Source organism: Dactylosporangium fulvum (assembly GCF_025137375.1).
In the GTDB taxonomy this organism is placed as follows: Bacteria; Actinomycetota; Actinomycetes; order Mycobacteriales; family Micromonosporaceae; genus Dactylosporangium; species Dactylosporangium fulvum.
Genome location: NZ_CP073720.1, coordinates 70,416 through 88,445, shown reverse-complemented (window position 1 = coordinate 88,445; position 18,030 = coordinate 70,416). Strand labels below are relative to the sequence as shown.

Genomic DNA, 18,030 nt, shown 5'->3' with positions numbered 1-18,030 from the left:
CGACTACTTCTGCACCGCCCGGAGCAGGACGGACGCCACGTCGACCACCTCGACGTCGTCGGGCGCGGCGCCGGCGGCCTTCTTGCCGGTGACGCCGTCGCCGAGCATGGTCAGGCAGAAGGGGCAGGACACCGCGACCGTCTTGGCGCCGGTCGACAGGGCCTCCTCGACGCGCTCGACGTTGATCCGCTTGCCGATCCGCTCTTCCATCCACATGCGGGCGCCACCGGCGCCGCAGCAGAAGGAGCGCTCGGCGAACCGGTCCATCTCGACCAGGCCGGCGCCGTCGGCGGCGCCGTCAGCGGTGGCCGTGACGGCACCGAGGACCTCGCGCGGCGGGGCGAACACGCGGTTGTGACGGCCGAGGTAGCACGGGTCGTGGTAGGTCACCGCGCCGTCGAGCGGCTGGATCGGCGTCAGCTTGCCGGCGGAGACGAGCTGGGCCAGCAGTTGCGTGTGGTGTATGACCTCGAAGTGGCCGCCCAACTGGCCGTACTCGTTGGCCAGCGTGTTGAAGCAGTGCGGGCAGGTCGCCACGATCTTCTTCACGCCCGCCTCGTTGAGCGTCTCGACGTTCTGCTGGGCGAGCATCTGGAACACGAACTCGTTGCCGATCCGGCGCGCCGGGTCGCCGGTGCAGGTCTCGCCCTGGCCGAGGATCGCGAAGCTGACGCCCGCCTCGTTCAGCAGCGTGGCCACCGCGCGGGTGGTCTTCTTGGCCCGGTCCTCGAAGGCGCCGGCGCAGCCGACCCAGAAGAGGTACTCGAAGTCGCCGCCGTCGGCGACGTTCGGCACCGGGAAGTCGAGCCCCTTGGTCCAGTCCTCACGCGTCGACTGCGCGGCGCCCCACGGGTTGCCCTTGTTCTCCAGGTTGCGCAGCATGACGCCGGCCTCGGTCGGGAAGTTCGACTCGATGAGCACCTGGTAGCGGCGCATGTCGACGATGTGGTCGACGTGCTCGATGTCCACCGGGCACTGCTCGACGCAGGCGCCACAGGTGGTGCAGGACCACAGCACGTCGGGATCGATGACGCCGTTCTCGTCGACGCCGCCGATCAGCGGGCGCTCGGCCTCGGCGAGGGCGAGGACGTCCACCTTCGCCAACTGCTCCTGGGTGGCCTTCTCGTCGCCGGTGAGCGTCTTGCCGCCGCCGGCCAGCAGGTATGGCGCCTTCGCGTACGCGTGGTCACGCAGGTTGAGGATCAGCAGCTTCGGCGACAGCGGCTTACCGGTGTTCCACGCCGGGCACTGCGACTGGCACCGCCCGCACTCGGTGCAGGTGGTGAAGTCGAGCATGCCCTTCCAGGTGAACTGCTCGACCTGCGCGACGCCGAACTGGTCCTTCTCCGGGTCGGCTTCCTCGAAGTCGAGGGGCTTGCCCTCGCTCGTCATCGGCCGCAGCGCGCCGAGGCCGGAGCCCTTCCGGCCGGGCGAGCGCTTGAAGTAGATGTTGAAGAACGCCAGGAACCGGTGCCAGGCGACACCCATCGTGATGTTGCTGGCGATGACGATCACCCAGGTCATCGACACGATGATCTTCACCATGGCGACCAGGCTGACCGCGGCCGCGCTCGCCGGGAGCACCCCGCCCAGGGCGTGGCTCACCGGGGCGGCCCAGACCGGCCACTCCAGCGTGTCGTTGGCGGCCTTGAACCCGCGGATGAAAAAGCCGCAGAGCAGCACGGCCAGGATCGTGTACTCGACGTAGTACGCCTGCCACATCGTCGAGCCGGTGAAGCGGGAGCGCCGCTCGGGGTTGCTCGGCAGGTTGCGCAGCCGGATGCCGATCAGCACCAGGATGCCGATGAAACCGAGCACGCCGATCCACTCGGTGAGCAGGCCGTAGAGGCTCCAGCCGCCGATCAGCGGCAGACCGTGGTCAGGGACGGCGACCTCGAAGTACGCCTCGAGGACCAACGAGGACAGCGCGATGAAGGCGATCATCACGAACCAGTGCGCCGCACCGACAACCGTCCAGCGCAGCATCCTGGTGTGGCCGAGGGTCTCGGCCAGCATCGTCTTCAGGCGCTGGGCCCGGTCGCCGCCACGGGACGGGTCCGGCTGTCCCAGCCGGACCACAGCGAGCATCCGACGCACGGTGCGCACGACGAGTGCCACTGCGACGACGGTGATGGCCGCCGCGACGGACGTCGCGACGATCTGCACTGGGCCCATGCCGATGCCTCCAACACTGCCGACGCCTCAAGAGCGATGTACCGAAACCTTAGTCCCTCTAGTTACCCATGAGTAACGTGAAGTAGGTCGCAGCACACGCTAGGACACCGAAAACCGCAGCCAGGTGGCGACACCGCAAGTTGTGACACATTCGCCCCCTCGGACAGAGGGGGCGAACACGGATCAACCGTTGGTCAACGCCACTTGGAGAACACGGCGAGCGACGCCACGAGGAAGCCGAAGCCGATGGCCAGGTTCCAATACTCCAGCTTGGCCAGTGCGGAGAATGCCTCCACATCGAAGAAGCCCTGCGTGAGGTAGTAGGCCACCAGCCACACGATGCCGATCACGACCAGGCCCACCGCCAGGGCGGGCACCCAGACCGGACTCGGTCGGCGCTTGACAGCTGCCGTTTCCTGCGGACGCATCTCCGCCGGCGGCGTATAGACCTTCTTCTTCCGAACTGTCGACTTCGGCACGGCGCTCTCCTGGAGGGGTTGTCTGGTCAACACTATCCATGTGACGCCGCCACCTCCGCCAGCGTCGGCCTGAATAATGTTCTACGACTAGCGTAGTCAAGTCGGCACGCGCGCGCGGGGAGGGGTCGTGGTGGAGTACACATCAGGCGACTCCTCATGGGCTCGCGCCCTTCGCCGCCTCGGTAGCGCTATGCTACTCCGCCGTCACCGCCCGCACGGTTTTGCCTGGTCAGTGCTGACCCCGGTGGTCCTGGCCGCAGCCGGAATGCTGTTCTCACTGTCCGCCGCCACCGCCCAGGGCACCGATCTGCGCGAGGACCGCCGGCCCGAGTTGACCAACCTCATCAGCGAACGCAAGCAGGAGATCGCCGCCGGCCGCGACCGGGCCGGCCGGCTGCGCGCCGAGATCGACGCACAACAGCAGCAACAGGCCGGCGCCGACGACCGGGTCGACGCGCAGCGCCGCCGCGGCAACGACCAGCAGGCGGCGGCCGGGCTGACCGCCGTGCACGGACCCGGGGTCGTGGTTGTGCTCAACGACGCACCGCGCCGTCCCGACGGCAGCCGACCGGCCGGCGCCACGCCCGACGATCTGGTTGTTCACCAGCAGGACGTGCAGGCGGTGGTCAATGCGCTCTGGGCCGGCGGCGCCGAAGCCATGACGCTCATGGGCATCCGGGTGATCGCCACCAGCGCGGTACGCTGCGTCGGTAACACCCTCCTCCTCGACGGTCAGGTCTACTCGCCCCCGTTCGAAATCGCCGCCATCGGCGACCAGACACGCCTCCAGCACTCCCTCAACGAGGCGGAAGGGGTCCGGCTGTTCAAGGAGGCCGCGGACAACTTCGGGCTCGGTTACCAGGTCAGAGTGGAGGCAGACGTGCAGGCCGGAGCATACGACGGTTCCACGGCGCTGCGCTCTGCCCGCACCGGGTCGTAGCGCCGTGGAACCGCATCACCGCCCCCGTCCCCGCCACCGCGCCCTCGACCAGGACGACATCGCGACCCGCGTGATCCCCTTGGTCCCGCCCGAGGACGCGACCGCGATCATCCCGCGATTCGACAAACCCCCACGGCACATCGTGAGCGAGGAACCCGCCACCACGGTGCTGCCGAAAGTTACACACACCGAACCGGCTGCCACCCCTCAGGCCACGCCGGACGCGAAGGACGGGCCCCCGGAAGAGAAGGGGGTCACAGTCGTCCCGCTGCGCCCGGTCCGTACCGAGGAGGGTTATCGCAGCGTGTATTCGGAATACACGAGGACCACGTTCGGCACCGTGGTGCGCGCGGTCAGCCGCGGCACCGGCGAGCTGCTCATCACGTTCGGCCTCATCGTGCTGCTGTTCGCCGGCTACGAAGTCTGGGGCAAGGCGGCCATCGTGGACGCGCACCAGGACGATCTCAACCGCCAACTCGAGCAACAGTGGGCACAACCGGAGCCCAGCCCGACGGTCTCGGCGTCCGGGCCGCCGGCCCAGGTGGCGAAGCCGCCGAACGGCGCGGTCATCGCCTCGGCGCACATCCCGAAGCTGAAGAAGAAGTGGGCCATCGTCCAGGGCGTGACCCCGGCGGACATCCGCTACGCGCCGGGCCATTATCCCGACACGGCGATGCCCGGCCAGATCGGCAACTTCTCGATGGCCGGCCACCGCACTCCCGCCATCTGGTGGGACCTCGACAAGCTCAAGCCCGGCGATCCGGTGGTCATCAAGACCGCCGACACCTGGTACGTGTACCGCGTGACCAGCCAGGAGATCGTGCTGCCGACGGCGGTGCAGGTGGTGGCGCCGGTGCCCGACAAGCCCGGTGAGACGCCGACCAAGGCGATGCTCACGATGACCACGTGCAACCCGAAGTACAACAACTACCAGCGTCTCGTGGTGCATGCCGAGCTCAAGCGCAGCCAGCCGGTCGCCGAGGGCGACCCGACCGAGCTGAAGGGCTGAGCCGATGTACGGATGGATCTGGCGACACATCCCCTTCAAGCAGTGGCAGCTCAAGGCACTCGTCTCGGTGGTGCTGGCCGGCGCCGTCGGGGCACTGTTGTGGTATCAGGTGTTCCCCGCCGTCGAGCCGCTGCTGCCCTTCGACGACGTGCAGGTGGAAACGACCGACCCGGGCAGCAACCCGCTGCCGCCGCAGCCGACCGGCGCACCCCTCGGCCCAGCCGCCACCAGTGCCGTGCCGACCGGCAGTGCCCGACAAGTGCTACCGAGCTAGGTGACCGATTTGCGCGTCCTCGTCATCGACAACTACGACTCCTTCGTCTTCAACCTCGTCCAGTACCTCGGTCAGCTCGGCGTCGAGTGCGACGTCCGGCGTAACGACGAGATCAGCGTGCGTGAGGTCGGTGCGGCCAACCCGGCCGGCGTGCTGCTATCACCGGGGCCCGGCACGCCGGAACGCGCCGGGATCTGCATGGCGGTCATCCAGGAATACGCGGGGAAGTTGCCGATCTTCGGTGTCTGCCTGGGTCACCAGGCGTTCGGGGCGGCGTTCGGTGCCACCGTGACCCGCGCCCCCGAGCTGCTGCACGGCAAAACGTCGCTGGTCACCCACGATGGCCAGGGCGTGCTGGCGGGCCTGCCCGATCCGTTCATCGCCACTCGGTACCACTCTCTCGCCGTCGTCGAGTCGACGCTTCCGCCGGAGATCGAGGTGACCGGCCGGACCGAGTCCGGGGTCGTCATGGCGATGCGGCACCGCGAGCTGCCGATCGAGGGTGTGCAGTTCCACCCCGAATCGGTGCTGACCCAGGGCGGGCATCAGATGCTCGCGAACTGGCTCGCCTCGTGCGGCCTGCCGGACGCGCTGGAGAAGGCACCCGATCTGGTCGCCGAGGTCGAAGCGCGGCGGATTGCCGCATTTGCCGGATAAGCCGGTAAAAAGCTGTGCACAACCCTGTGGATAACTAGCCAGTTATCCACAGGGCACGCACGGTAGTAGTGGATCAGCCGCTGGGTGAGGCGCTGTTACTCGGCTTCGGCGACCCGGACGGGTTCGGCGGCCCGTTGTCAACCAGCTTGCCGACCCGCAGGACGATCCGGTCGGTCTTCAACACGGGCTTGCCGGTCGACTTGTTGGAGTTCAACACGACACCGTCCTTGTCCGGATCGGTGACCTCACTCGGCTCGGTGTTGATGTTGGTGAAGCCGGCGTCCTCCAACAGTTGGCGGGCGTCCTCGGGCGACTTGCCGGCCACCTCCGGCATGAGCGCCTGGTTGTTCTTCGAGATGAGGATCTTCACCGTGTCACCGGGCTTGACCTGGTTGCCGGCCTGCGGGTCGCTGCCGACGACCTCGCCCTTCTTCTCGTAGCTGTCCGTCGGCACGGATTCGGGCTTGAGGTTCATGTTCTGCAGCGTCTGCTTCGCCTGCTCCTCGGTCAGCCGGATCAGGGGCGGCACCGACAGCAGCGTCGGCTGGCCGCAGACGTCGAAGTCGACCTGCGAGCCCTGCTTGACCTCGGCGTCGGCCCGCGGGCTCTGCCTGACGACCCTCCCGGGCTGGCAGCTCTCGTTAGGGACGGGGTGCGGGTCGCCCTGCAGATTGACCTGGCTCAGCGCCTTGTTGGCCTCGGCCTCGGTCTGGCCGGTCAGATCGGGCACCCGGGCCAGCGGATCCTGGTTGGCGAGATAGAGCCCGATCGACAATGCGGCGACCGCGAGGAGGGCCAGTGTGGTGAGCGCCACAATCACCCCGGTCGAGCTCTTCCGCTTCTGCCGCTGGGCAGCCCGGGCCGGCTGCCGCGAGACGGGCTGCGGCCGGTAGGCGGTCTGCGCCGCCAGCACCGTCGCCATCTCGTCCTCGGTCATCACCGGCGGCGCGGAGACCGGACGGCCTGCGGCCGCACGCAGAACGTCGGCCCGCATCTCGCCGGCGCTCTGATACCGGTTCAAGGGGTTCTTCGCGAGCGCCTTGAGGACCACGGCGTCGATCTCGGGCGTGACGTCGCGGTTGCTCGTGCTCGGCGGCCTCGGATCCTCACGGACATGCTGGTAGGCCACCGACACGGGGTTGTCCCCCACGAACGGCGGGTGGCCGCAGAGCAGCTCGAAGAGCACACAGCCGGTGGCGTAGACGTCACTGCGGGCGTCGACCGGCTCGCCGCGGGCCTGCTCCGGGGAGAGATACTGCGCGGTGCCGATCACGGCCGACGTCTGCGTCATCGTCGTCGCACCGCTGGCCAGGGCCCGGGCGATGCCGAAGTCCATGACCTTGACCTGACCGGTCTGCGTGAGCATCACGTTGCCCGGCTTGATGTCACGGTGAATGATGCCGTGCCGGTGACTGAACTCCAGCGCGGCGCAGATGTCCGCGGTGATCTCCAGAGCCCGCCGGGGCATAAGCCGTCCCTCGGCCGCGAGCACCTCCTTGAGGGTGCGACCGTTGACGAACTCCATGACGATGTAGGGCAGTTCCTCGCCCGCCGGACCGCGCTCCTCGCCGGTGTCGTAGACGGCGACGATCGCGGGGTGGTTGAGGGAGGCGGCGTTCTGCGCCTCCCTGCGGAACCGCAACTGGAAGGTGGCGTCGCGGGCGAGGTCCGTCCGGAGGGTCTTGATCGCGACGTCGCGGCCGAGGCGCAGGTCACGACCCCGGTGGACCTCGGCCATGCCGCCATAGCCGAGGAGCTCCCCGACCTGGTAACGGCCGCCGAGGAGGCGCGGCTGGGCGGTCATGTCGTGTCGTCCTTCGGTCATCGACTCTTACCTTGCCACGTCTTGCGACGAGAACCCATTCCGATCACTCCGGCTATGCGCCGACACACACGCCGTTCACGGGCATCTTCCCGGGCGGGCACGACGTCGCGTTACCGTTCGGCTCGGGCGAACTGTCGCCCGAGCCACCGCTCGCCGAGGTGCCCGGCGCTGGCGCAGAACTGCTCTTGCTCCCCGGACCACCCGAACCCTTACTGACCGTCAGCGTGATCTTGCTGCCCTGCGGCTGCTCGTTGCACGGCTCGATCTTGGTGACCGTCCCAGGAATTCGCGTCTCGGCTTCCTCGTCGACCACGGTCTCGACCTCGAACCCCTTGCGCCTGAGATCGTTTTCCACGAACGATTTCGGTTGTCCGACGACCTTGCAGTTGACCATGACCAGCTTGCCGGTCGGTTTTGCCGAGGGCGTCGGCGATGCCGAGGTCGCCACGGTCGTCGGTCCACCGTTGCCGACCTGGTTGTTCGGCTTTTCGTCGCTCTGCGTGGCGAGGTAGATGCCGCCGATGCCGACCAGCACCAGCAGCACGATCGCGGCGATACCGACGAGCACCAGATTGTTGCGGTTGCCGCCGCTGCGGCCGCTCGAGCCCGGACCGGGCGGCGGCGGTGGCGGCTGGTAGCCGCCGGTCCCACCGAGGAACGTGGCGGTGTCACCACTGGGCGGCGGTGGCGGCACGCCCGCCGCACCTCGCGCGGCGTGCCCACCGACAGCCGCCGCGCCCGCACCCGCCAGCGGCGGGACGGCCGCGCCCGGCATCACGCGGGTGCCACCGGCACCGGGCGAGACCGGGCCGCCGGAGATCGGCGGGCCCGACATCGGTGAACCCGACGTCGGCTGACCGTAGGACGGGCCGCCGGAGACCGGCGGGGAGACAGGTGCGCCCGAGACGGGCGGTCCGACGGGCGGCACCACGGGCCCCGCGGCCGTGCTGCCGCTGAGCTGCGCGGACACCCGGCGGGCGGCCTGCGCCAGCGCGGCGGCGCTCTGCCAGCGGGCGGCCGGGTCCTTCGCCATGGCCCGCTCGACCAGCTGCACCGCCGGCGTCGGGACGTCGGACGGCAGCGGCGGCGGCATCTCACGGACGTGCCGCATCGCGATCTCGAGCGGGTTTTCCCCCTCGAACGGGCGCTGGCCGGACAGGCACTGATAGGCGACGACACCGAGTGCGTAGACGTCGGACAGCGGCGTCGCCTGCGCGCCGGACGCCTGCTCGGGCGAGATGTACGAGGCGGTGCCGAGCACCGAACCGGCGGCGGTCAGCTGCGCGACCGCGGCCGAGCGGGCGATGCCGAAGTCGGTGAGCACGAGCGTGCCGTTGGGGCGCACAAGCAGGTTGCCGGGCTTCACGTCCCGGTGGACGATGCCCTTCTCGTGCGCGGCGTGCAGCGCGTCGGCGGCCTGCGCGATCAGGGCCATGGCCCGTGCCGGGGTGAGCCGACCCACCCGGGACAGGGTGCGGGAGAGCGCGTCGCCCTCCACATACTCCATGATCAGAAAGGCCGTGCCATTCTCGCTGCCGTAGTCGTAGATGTCCACGACGCCGGGGTGGTTGATCGTGGCCATCGTGCGCGCTTCGCCCCGGAAGCGCTCGGCGAAACCGGGCTCTTCCAGCAGCGCGGGCAGCAGAACCTTGATCGCGACGGTGCGGCCGAGCACCTCATCGGTGCCGCGCCACACATCGCCCATACCGCCACCGGCGATGCGCTCGTCCAAGCGGTAACGCCCGCCCAGCGTGGTGCCGGCGCTCAACATGTCGCGCACCTCATTGTTATCGGATGCCCTTTTCGTCCGCGTATGCCTTCATGACCTGACCGGCGATGCGAGCCGCCTCCCCGCTGCCACCCTGGCCGGCGTGCTCGAGGAACACCGCGACCGAGATGATCGGCTTGCCGTCTTTCAGTGCGAAGCCGATGAACCAGCCGTGGTCCTCCGTCCCCTCACCGTTCTCCGCGGTTCCGGTCTTACCACCCACCTGCAAGCCGGAGATGTTGGCGTTGCGGCCCGTGCCGTCCCGGGAGGTGACGACGCTGAGCATCATGTCCTGCAGCTTGACGGCGACGTCGCGGCTGATCGGGCGGCCCAGTTCCTTGGGTTCGGTCCGGTCGGCGTTGGAAAGGTCGGCGTTTTGCAGACGGTCCACCACGTATGGCCGCATCTCTCGACCGCCGTTGGCAACCGTCGCCGCAATCATGGCGCCTTGCAGCGGGGACATCTTCACCTCGCGCTGTCCGATGCTCGACTGAGCAACGGCAGGCGGGTCGACGCGGTTGTCGGAACCCGCGGTCATCGGGCCGGTGTGGCTGGCCACGATGCCGCAGTAGTTGCGGTCCTGGTCCTCGATGTATCGAGGTTCCGACTCGAAGCCGAAGGCCTGCGCCATCGACTTGAGCTTGTCGGCGCCGATCCGCTCGACACCCATCCGGGCGTACACGGTGTTGCACGAAACGGTGAGCGCCTGCTTGAGCGTGATTTTGTCCGGGCAGATGCCCTCATGCGCGTTCTTGATGCGGAACGTGGAGGTCTGCGGCGGCTGGTAGAACTCGCCGCCGTCCACGAGCGAGTCGGGCGTGAGCGACGAGTCCGCACTGAGTGCGGCCGCCGAAGTAATGACCTTGAAGGTCGAACCGGGTGGGTAGACCTCCGACACCGCGCGGTTGAGCATCGGCTTGGTGGGGTCTTTGTCCAGCTTGTTGTAGTTCGCGAACGCGGCGTTGGTGTCGTGCGTGCTGAGCAGGTTGGGGTCGAAGCTCGGCATCGACACCTCGGCGAGGACCGCGCCCGTCGCCGGATCGAGCGCCACGACTGCCCCGACCTTGGCGCCCTTCTTGTTGGTGCCGAGCTGGGTGTACGCCGTTTCCTGCGCCGCCTTGGAGATCGTCAGCAGCACGTTGCCACCGGCCGGCTCCTTGCCGGTGAAGAGGCCGGCGATGCGGTCCGCCGCCTGCTTGTCCGAGGTGCCGGTCAGGAAGTCGTTGTTGAGCTTCTCCTGCGAGGTCGCACCGAGGTTGACCGGCTTGAATCCGATGACGTGCGCGTACTGGTCCTTCAGCGGATAGGTCCGCAGGAACTTCAGCGAGTCGCTGGTCTCCTGGGCATCGGCCACGGCGATGCCCTGAGCATTGACGATCTTTCCGCGGGCGCGCTCGTATTCGCTGGCCTGGACCCGGCCGTTGCGCGGGTGGGTCCGGTAGTCGTCGGCCTTGACCACCTGGCGGTAGTTCAGGTTGACAAACAGCATCGCGAACAGCACAAGCACCACGACGCCGACCCGGCGAAGCGGGGCGTTCATCGCACAACCTCCGTGGGCAGTTCTTTGATCTGGACCGGGGCGCCGCCACCACCGCCGGTGGACACGCCGCCCAGGTTGATCGACGGGGATCCACCGGCCGGGCGACGCGACGCGTCGGAGATGCGCAGCAGCAGACCGATCAGCAGCCAGTTGGCCACCAGTGACGAGCCACCCGCCGAGAGGAACGGCGTGGTCTGCCCGGTCAGCGGGATCAGCTGGCTGATGCCACCCACGATGACGAACACCTGCAACCCCAGCGTGAACGCGAGGCCACCGGCGAACAGCTTGCCGAAGGAGTCGCGCACGTTGATCGCGGCGCGCAGGCCGCGCTCGACGAGCAGCAGGTAGACGACGAGGAGCGCGGTCAGGCCGAAGAGCCCGATCTCCTCGCCGAGGCCGGAGAAGATGAAGTCGGTGCGGACCTCGGGCACCTTGGTCGGCTGCCCGGCGCCGGGACCGGCACCGGTGAGGCCGCCGGTGCCCAGGCCGAGCAGCGACTGCACCAACTGGTAGCCCTTGTTGTCCGCATCGGCGAACGGGTCGAGCCAGGTGGTGGCGCGCTCGGAGAAGTTGAGGAAGGGACCGCCGACGGTCTTGCCCAGGAAGTACGCGAGGAAGGCGCCGCCGAGGAAGAAGCCGAGACCGATGATCAGCCAGCTGACCCGCTCGGTGGCGATGTACAGCGTCACGACGAACAAGCCGAAGTACATGAGCGAGGTGCCGAGGTCCTTCTCGAAGATCAGGACCATGAGCGAGAGCAGCCACACCAGGACGACCGGCCCGAGGTCACGGCCTCGGGGGAAGTCGATCCCGAGGAACCGCTTGCTCGCCAGCGACAACACCTCGCGCTTGCGCACCAGGTAGTACGCGAAGAACACCAGCAGGCAGATCTTGGCGAACTCACCGGGCTGGATCGAGAAGCCCGGGAACTTGATCCACAGCTTGGCGCCGTTGATCGAGGAGAACCGGGACGGCAGCATGGCCGGGATCAGCACCAGCACGATGCCGGCGAGGCCCAGCGTGTACGCATACCGCGACAGGGAGCGGTGGTCACGCACGATGATCATCAGGATGACGGCGCCGACGACAGCCGCCGCGGTCCAACCGAGCTGGCGGAAACCGTCGCCGCCGAAGACGCTCAGGTCGGCGCGCAGCCCCGCCTTCTCCCTGCCGAGGTCGAGACGGCGCAGGAAACCGACGCCGAGCCCGTTGATGAGCGCGACGGCCGGCAGGATCACCGGGTCGGCGTACGGCGCGATGAAACGGATCGCCACGTGCGCGACCGCGAAGATGGCCGCAAGGATTGCGGTCTGGACCCAGAAGTCGGGCGTGACCTTGCCGACGCTGTTGCCTTCGACGACGGCGGCGTAGACCATGAGGATGGCCGCGACGAACAGGAGCAGTCCGAGCTCGACGTTGCGGCGTGTGCGCTGCCGGGCCGGCGCGGACACGGCCGAGCCGTCGCCCGGGTTGGAGGGCGACGGGGCCGGGTAGGCGGGGGCGGTCACGACACGTTTCCTCTTGGCCTCGCGGTCAGCAACTGGCTGCGGGGGTCGGGTTCGACATGGTCGGGGACGTCTCGGTGCTCGGCGACACGGACATCGGCGACACGGACACAGGCACGGATGCGCTCGGTGACGCACCGGCGGAGGTCGACGCTGCCGGGCTGGCGGTCTCGATCACGGCGGCGGAGGAAGAGGCGTCGGCGGACGGCTCGATGCTCGGGCAGGCCTGCTTGCGCGACGGGTTGCTCGGGTCCTGCAACGCCGCCAGCTTGTTCTTGGCCTCCTGAAGGTTGTCGGCCTGGATGCCCTGCTTGACCGTGCCCTGCGCCGCCGGCGTGAGGTCGTCGACCTTCAGCTCGCTCGACTCGTAGACCTCGGACAGCTTGATCCAGGCGATCTTGCCGGGCACGCCCTTGAAGATCGCCACCGTCCCGTCGTCGGTCGTGCCGACGTAGTACCGCGACTGAGTCACGCTCCAGCCGTACCACAAACCGCCGCCGAGCAGCCCGAGCAGCACGACGAGCAGGACCGCGGTGCGCACCGGGTGGCGGCGCGACCGCTCGCTGTCGTCCCGGGAAGCCTGCGCCGAGTTGGCCGCGCGCTGCTCCTCTTCGGACTCCGGCACCGGCGGGCGGGGCGCGGCGAGGGCGGCGCCCCGGGCCGAGGACATCGACTGATCCGCCGACGTCGCCATGCCGCGGTCCTGGGCGGCCGCACCGCCCACGATGGGCCGCTCCTCGACGATGTCCTCGTCGGTCACGTCGGCGACGATCACGGTGATGTTGTCGGGCCCGCCACCGCGCAGGGCCAGCTCGACGAGCCGGCTGGCGCACTGGTTGGGGTCGACGTACTCCCGCAGGGTCGCCTCGATGGTCTCGGCACTCACGACGCCGGACAGCCCGTCGCTGCAGAGCAGATAGCGGTCGCCCGTTTTGACCTGCCTGACCGAATATTCGGGATCCGCGTCACGTCCGTCGAGCGCACGGGTCAGCAGGGACCGCTGGGGGTGGCTGTTGGCCTCCTCCAAGCTGATGCGACCCTCGTCGACGAGCATCTGGACGTAGGTGTCGTCCTTGGTCACCTGGTTGAACTCGCCGTCGCGCACGAGATATGCCCGCGAGTCACCGATGTGAACCATGCCCATCTTGCTGCCGGAGAACAGCATGGCGGTCAGGGTCGTGCCCATGCCCTCCATGGCCGGGTTCTCTTCGACGGCGTCCCGGATCTGCTGGTTCGCCAGATCGACCGCGCTCCGCAGCGTGTCGATCATGGCGTTGCCCGGCACGTCCTCGTCGAGAGGCGCCATGGTGGCGATGACGATGTTGCTGGCGACGTCACCGGCGGCCATGCCGCCCATGCCGTCGGCAACGGCGAGCAGCCGTGGTCCGGCGTAGACGGAGTCCTGGTTGCCACTCCGAATCAGACCGCGGTCACTGCGGGCCGCATAGCGCAAGGTGAGGGTCATGGCCGTAACTCGAGTGAAGTGCGGCCGATGCGAATCGGCACGCCGAGGGGGACGGGGGTGGGTGCGCTGACCTTGGTCTTGTCGAGGTAGGTGCCGTTGGTGGAGCCGAGGTCCTCGAGATACCACTGGCCGGCACGAGGCACGAGTCGGGCGTGCTTGGCCGAGGCGTAGTCGTCGGTGATCACCAGGGTCGAGTCCTCGGCCCGGCCGATGGTGATGGGCGCCTCGCCGAGGGTGATGCGAGTGCCCGCCAGCGCACCGGCGGTGACAAAGAGCTGGTGGGCGGCCTTACCGCGCTTGACCTTCGCCGGACGGCCGGGAGCCGTCACCGCACCAACCCCCCGGGGTGCGGCGACGATTCGGCTCGAACGCGAGCCCGCGAACAAGTCCCGCCGGATCACCCCGACCACCGTGAACACGAAGATCCACAGCAGCACGAGCAACCCGTAGCGGGCCACCGTAATGACAAATTCCATCTACGACGCGCTCATTCAGATCCGCCTAACGTCGACCACGCATGCAGAACGATCAACCATCCACGCGATACGTGAGCGTGGTCGTGCCGAGCTGGATCATGTCACCTGGGTTCAACGCGACCGCAGAGACGCGTTGACCGTTGACCATCGTGCCGTTGGTGGAGCCGAGATCCGTCAGCACAACCTGCGCACCGTCGAAGTCGAGCCGCGCGTGACGACGCGAGATGCCGACGTCCGGCAGGCGCATGTTGGCCTGATCGCCCCGGCCGATGACGGTCGAGCCGATCGACAGAGGGTAGCTGCGCCCGTCGCCCGACACCAGTCGAACGTTTCGAGCCGGGCCACCCGGGCCGCCCATGCCGGGCGGGCCGTAGCCGCCACCCTGGTTGTATCCCCCATACGGGTCGGGGACGGGCGGCGGTGCGGCGTCACCACCGGTGTAGACCTCGGCCGTGACCCGGAACATGCCGGTGTCGAGGCCATCCCCCCGCTCGATCTCGACGATCACGTCGCCGTAGACCGTCCAGCCCTGCTCACCGATGAACTCGGCCTGCGACTGGGCGAGCTCCTGCGCAAGCGCGGCGGCATAGGGCGCCAGCCGGCTGTGGTCATAGGGCGAAAGATCGATGACGTAGCGATTCGGCACCAGCGTGCGTCCGCCGGCCAGAATCGCCTTGTGGGCTTCCGCCTCCCGTTGCATGGCGTTGAGGATCTCCACGGGGTGGACGACCCCCTTGAAGACCTTGGCGAAGGCCCCCTCGACCAGGCCTTCAAGGCGCTTCTCGAAGCGCTGCAGCACACTCACCGGTTCCTCCTCGGGTTCCGAGGTCATGATGGTATCCGGACGTCGCACGCCCGTATGCAAGCTGACCGGTCGGCCCGTGCTACTCTTCCGTGGCGCCCAGGGAAGCCTAGTGCCTACCCGGTCATTTCGCCGAGTGAGGACACGGTATGCTTTGGCGCGCCAGGCGGTTTCGACCGCTGGGGGAAGTGGCGGAATGGCAGACGCGCACGGTTCAGGTCCGTGTGCCCGAAAGGGCGTGAGGGTTCAACTCCCTCCTTCCCCACCGCTGAGAGTGGCCCTTGCTTCGTGGCGGGGCCACTTGCCGTTTCAGCGGTGGATTCCTCGCGCTCACTTCGCCCCACCACCCCCAATCGCGTCTCGCCGTTGATCGTCCGCATACCGTCCTCCTGCTGGCAGTCATAATGCCGACCCGGAATAGGTTCATACCTTCCTTCCGATCTTCTTTTTTATGGCTCCGGTTTGTGCAACTTGCGGGCCGTTGCTCCCGTCAGACACCGGTCGGGCCTTGGCGGCCCTCCCTGCCATCACCGTCGTGGCAAGGGCCCGCGGCCTGACGGCCGCGACAAGCAGCGCCCGCGTTCGCGGAGCGCGGAAAAAGTTGGGGTCAGGTCGTTACGGAGCGTTCGGCGATCTACGCCGCGCCGGGATGCCGCGAACATGGGGGCTGGCAGGTCAGAGAGCCGTGCTCAAGGGGGCAGCCTGTGAGCATCGGGGGGACCAGCACATCACGGTATGCTCCGAACCGGTCCGACACCGCCGCACACCACAGGGAGCTCTTTCGTCGTGAGCGTCGCACTCGTCACCGGCTCGGCCGGCCTCATCGGCTCGGAAGCGGTCCGTCATTTTGCATCGCTCGGGCTCGATGTCGTCGGCATCGACAACGACATGCGTAAGCGGTTCTTCGGGGCCGAGGCCTCGACAGCGTGGAACGTGGTGCGGCTGACCAGCGACCTGGGCGAGTCCTACACCCACCACGACGTCGACATCCGCGACCGTGACGCGCTGGCGGGGATCTTCAAGCGATACGGCAAGGACATCGCCGTCGTCATCCACACCGCGGCACAGCCGAGCCACGACTGGGCGGTCCGCGACCCGTTCACCGACTTCGACGTCAACGCCGGCGGCACGCTCAACCTGCTGCAGAACGTGCGTGAGCACTGCATCGAGGCGCCGTTCATCCACTGCTCGACCAACAAGGTCTACGGCGACCGGCCCAACAGCCTGCCGCTGCAGGAGCTGGAGACGCGCTGGGAGATCGAGCCCGGCCATCCGTACGAAAACGGCATCAAGGAGGACATGTCGATCGACGCGTGCCTCCACTCCGTCTTCGGCGCCTCCAAGGTCGCCGCGGACGTGATGGTGCAGGAGTACGGCCGCTACTTCGACATGAGAACCGCCTGCTTCCGCGGCGGCACGCTGACCGGACCGGCCCACTCGGCGACCGAGCTGCACGGCTTCCTCGGTTACGTCATGCGCTGCGCGATGGAGCGCCGCACGTACAAGATCTTCGGCTACAAGGGCAAGATGGTCCGCGACGCGATCCACTCGCACGACGTGGTCGCCGCGTTCGAGGCGTTCTTCCGCGCGCCGCGCAGCGCCGCCATCTACAACCTCGGCGGTGGCCGCCACTCCAACACCTCGCACCTGGAGGTGTTCGCGCTCGCCGAGCGGATCACCGGCAACGAGATGCGGACCGAGTACCACGAGGCCAACCGGGTCGGCGACCACCAGTGGTGGATCGGCTCCAACGAACGCTTCCAGCAGGACTACCCCGACTGGAAGCAGGTCTACGACATCCCGATGATCTGCCAGGAGATCTACGAGGCCAACGTCGACAAGTGGACTCCCGAGGCATAGCGCCGTGATCGACCAGGGCAAGCGCAACGTCCTCGGCGTCCAGGTCAGCGCCGTCGACTACGACAGCGCCGTCGACAAGGTGATGAGCGCCGCCCGCGAAGGTCGGTCGCTCGCGGTCACCGCGCTCGCCGTCCACGGCGTGATGACCGGCGTGCAGGACAAGGCACACGGTGCGCGGCTCAACGCGTTCGACCTGGTGACCCCCGACGGTCAGCCGGTCCGCTGGGCGCTCAACGTGCTGCACGGCGCGCGACTCGCCGACCGGGTCTACGGTCCGGAGCTCACGCTGCGGGTGATCAAGGCGAGCGCCGACGAAGGCCTGCCGGTTTACATGTACGGCTCGACCCAGGAGACGCTCGACAAGCTGGCCGAAAAGCTGCCCCAGCGGTTCCCGGGCCTGAAGATCGCCGGCATGGAGCCGTCGAAGTTCCGTTCGGCCCAGCCGGGTGAGCCCGAGCAGATCGCGGCGCGCATCAAGGAGTCCGGCGCGCGTGTGGTCATGGTGGGTCTGGGCTGCCCACGCCAGGAGATCTTCGTCTACGGCATGCGGCACCTCATTGATGCGCCCATGCTCGCGGTCGGCGCCGCGTTCGACTATCACGCCGGCGGCCTGAAGAACCCGCCGGCGTGGATGCAGAAATACGCACTGGAGTGGCTGTGGCGGCTCGGCCTCGAGCCCAAGCGGCTCTGGCGGCGCTACATCCTGCTCAACCCGAACTACTTGGCCCGCCTCACGGCCCAGAAGGTGCGCCTGTGGCGAGCGGCCCCGCCGTCACCGGCGACGGAGCCGCTGAAGACCTTCGCGGTCTAGCGCGGTGTCCACCGACGCCAACCGGACCCACCCATCGTCAATCTTGCAGTTGCGGCGCCGAGACACTCCCTGAATACCCGGTTTGTCAGGCGCCACAAACCGGCGAACGGGCGTAGGTGGACACCGCCCAGCGATCATTGATCCATGGGCGGTTCCGGTTCGCTTGGCCGCCGAACTCCACACCACCAGGCCGGCCAGACCCGCCACACCCCACGTCGGCACCCTGCCGGGTCGCCGAACTCCACCACGGTCGGCGCCCCGCCGGGCCGGTCGCCGGTCAGGTTTCGTGATCGCGGAGGTCAGCCTCCACGGATTCCGGCCGGTGACGGCCATGATCGCGATACATTCGCGATCACGAGCACGGCAGCGGAGCCGGCCCCGGCGACCGGTCCTGGCGACCGGTCCTGGCGACCGGTCCTGGCGACCGGTCCTGGCGACCGGTCC

15 protein-coding genes, 1 tRNA gene and 1 pseudogene are annotated in these 18,030 nt (G+C 68.2%); 7 read left to right on the top strand and 10 right to left on the bottom strand.

Features of this window, described 5'->3' with window-relative positions; genetic code table 11:
- Positions 1 to 3: 3 nt before the first annotated feature.
- Together Dfulv_RS00405 and Dfulv_RS00400 are read right to left on the bottom strand one after the other, a co-directional pair.
- Positions 4 to 2,175, bottom strand: coding sequence for a (Fe-S)-binding protein (locus Dfulv_RS00405; protein ID WP_259860594.1), 2,172 nt, complete (start codon positions 2,173 to 2,175; stop codon positions 4 to 6).
- Between the two features lie 194 nt (positions 2,176 to 2,369).
- A complete protein-coding gene (locus Dfulv_RS00400) occupies positions 2,370 to 2,654 on the bottom strand; it encodes a cell division protein CrgA (protein WP_259860593.1) in 285 nt (94 codons plus the stop codon).
- Positions 2,655 to 2,784: 130 nt separating this feature from the next.
- Between Dfulv_RS00400 and Dfulv_RS00395 the strand changes: the two genes are divergently transcribed.
- From Dfulv_RS00395 to Dfulv_RS00380, 4 genes are read left to right on the top strand one after another with little or no spacing between them, the layout of a single operon-like run.
- Positions 2,785 to 3,594, top strand: a complete 810-nt coding sequence (locus Dfulv_RS00395; RefSeq protein ID WP_259860592.1) for a DUF881 domain-containing protein — start codon at positions 2,785 to 2,787, stop codon at positions 3,592 to 3,594.
- Between the two features lie 4 nt (positions 3,595 to 3,598).
- Entirely contained in the window at positions 3,599 to 4,603 is a 1,005-nt protein-coding gene (locus Dfulv_RS00390; protein WP_259860591.1) for a class E sortase, read from the top strand.
- Between the two features lie 4 nt (positions 4,604 to 4,607).
- Complete coding sequence (locus Dfulv_RS00385) at positions 4,608 to 4,877, top strand: hypothetical protein (RefSeq protein ID WP_259860590.1); 270 nt, start codon at positions 4,608 to 4,610, stop codon at positions 4,875 to 4,877.
- 9 nt (positions 4,878 to 4,886) lie between these two features.
- Positions 4,887 to 5,534, top strand: a complete 648-nt coding sequence (locus Dfulv_RS00380) for an aminodeoxychorismate/anthranilate synthase component II (protein ID WP_259869863.1) — start codon at positions 4,887 to 4,889, stop codon at positions 5,532 to 5,534.
- A 73-nt stretch (positions 5,535 to 5,607) separates the two neighbouring features.
- On the opposite strand, the gene pknB is transcribed toward Dfulv_RS00380, so the two are convergent.
- The 8 genes and pseudogenes from pknB to Dfulv_RS00345 all read right to left on the bottom strand — a co-directional run bounded on the left by pknB (position 5,608) and on the right by Dfulv_RS00345 (position 14,945).
- Positions 5,608 to 7,338 carry a Stk1 family PASTA domain-containing Ser/Thr kinase gene (pknB, locus tag Dfulv_RS00375; protein WP_259869860.1) on the bottom strand — a complete coding sequence of 577 codons (1,731 nt, stop codon included), beginning with the start codon at positions 7,336 to 7,338 and terminating at the stop codon, positions 5,608 to 5,610.
- Between the two features lie 73 nt (positions 7,339 to 7,411).
- Positions 7,412 to 7,753 (bottom strand): PASTA domain-containing protein, encoded by a 342-nt coding sequence (locus Dfulv_RS48710; protein WP_406568068.1) that lies wholly within the window; start codon positions 7,751 to 7,753, stop codon positions 7,412 to 7,414.
- A gap of 141 nt (positions 7,754 to 7,894) precedes the next feature.
- Positions 7,895 to 9,130, bottom strand: a pseudogene (locus Dfulv_RS00370) (serine/threonine-protein kinase); the annotation flags it as partial.
- Between the two features lie 16 nt (positions 9,131 to 9,146).
- Entirely contained in the window at positions 9,147 to 10,667 is a 1,521-nt protein-coding gene (locus Dfulv_RS00365; RefSeq protein ID WP_259860588.1) for a penicillin-binding transpeptidase domain-containing protein, read from the bottom strand.
- Positions 10,664 to 12,175 carry an FtsW/RodA/SpoVE family cell cycle protein gene (locus tag Dfulv_RS00360; protein ID WP_406567907.1) on the bottom strand — a complete coding sequence of 504 codons (1,512 nt, stop codon included), beginning with the start codon at positions 12,173 to 12,175 and terminating at the stop codon, positions 10,664 to 10,666. Before Dfulv_RS00360 ends, Dfulv_RS00365 begins: the two co-directional genes overlap by 4 nt.
- A gap of 25 nt (positions 12,176 to 12,200) precedes the next feature.
- Entirely contained in the window at positions 12,201 to 13,637 is a 1,437-nt protein-coding gene (locus tag Dfulv_RS00355; RefSeq protein ID WP_259860587.1) for a BofC C-terminal domain-containing protein, read from the bottom strand.
- Positions 13,634 to 14,113: an FHA domain-containing protein FhaB/FipA gene (locus Dfulv_RS00350; protein WP_259860586.1), complete on the bottom strand. Its 480-nt coding sequence runs from the start codon at positions 14,111 to 14,113 to the stop codon at positions 13,634 to 13,636. The genes Dfulv_RS00355 and Dfulv_RS00350 overlap by 4 nt, the downstream gene beginning before the upstream one ends.
- Positions 14,114 to 14,165: 52 nt before the next feature.
- Positions 14,166 to 14,945, bottom strand: a complete 780-nt coding sequence (locus Dfulv_RS00345) for an FhaA domain-containing protein (RefSeq protein WP_259860585.1) — start codon at positions 14,943 to 14,945, stop codon at positions 14,166 to 14,168.
- 152 nt (positions 14,946 to 15,097) lie between these two features.
- Between Dfulv_RS00345 and Dfulv_RS00340 the strand changes: the two genes are divergently transcribed.
- The 3 genes from Dfulv_RS00340 (at position 15,098) to Dfulv_RS00330 (ending at position 17,586) form a co-directional block, all read left to right on the top strand.
- Positions 15,098 to 15,180: transfer RNA gene (locus tag Dfulv_RS00340), tRNA-Leu, on the top strand.
- A gap of 521 nt (positions 15,181 to 15,701) precedes the next feature.
- Positions 15,702 to 16,775: an NAD-dependent epimerase/dehydratase family protein gene (locus tag Dfulv_RS00335; RefSeq protein ID WP_259860584.1), complete on the top strand. Its 1,074-nt coding sequence runs from the start codon at positions 15,702 to 15,704 to the stop codon at positions 16,773 to 16,775.
- A 7-nt stretch (positions 16,776 to 16,782) separates the two neighbouring features.
- Positions 16,783 to 17,586 carry a WecB/TagA/CpsF family glycosyltransferase gene (locus Dfulv_RS00330; protein WP_259869832.1) on the top strand — a complete coding sequence of 268 codons (804 nt, stop codon included), beginning with the start codon at positions 16,783 to 16,785 and terminating at the stop codon, positions 17,584 to 17,586.
- Positions 17,587 to 18,030: the final 444 nt, after the last annotated feature.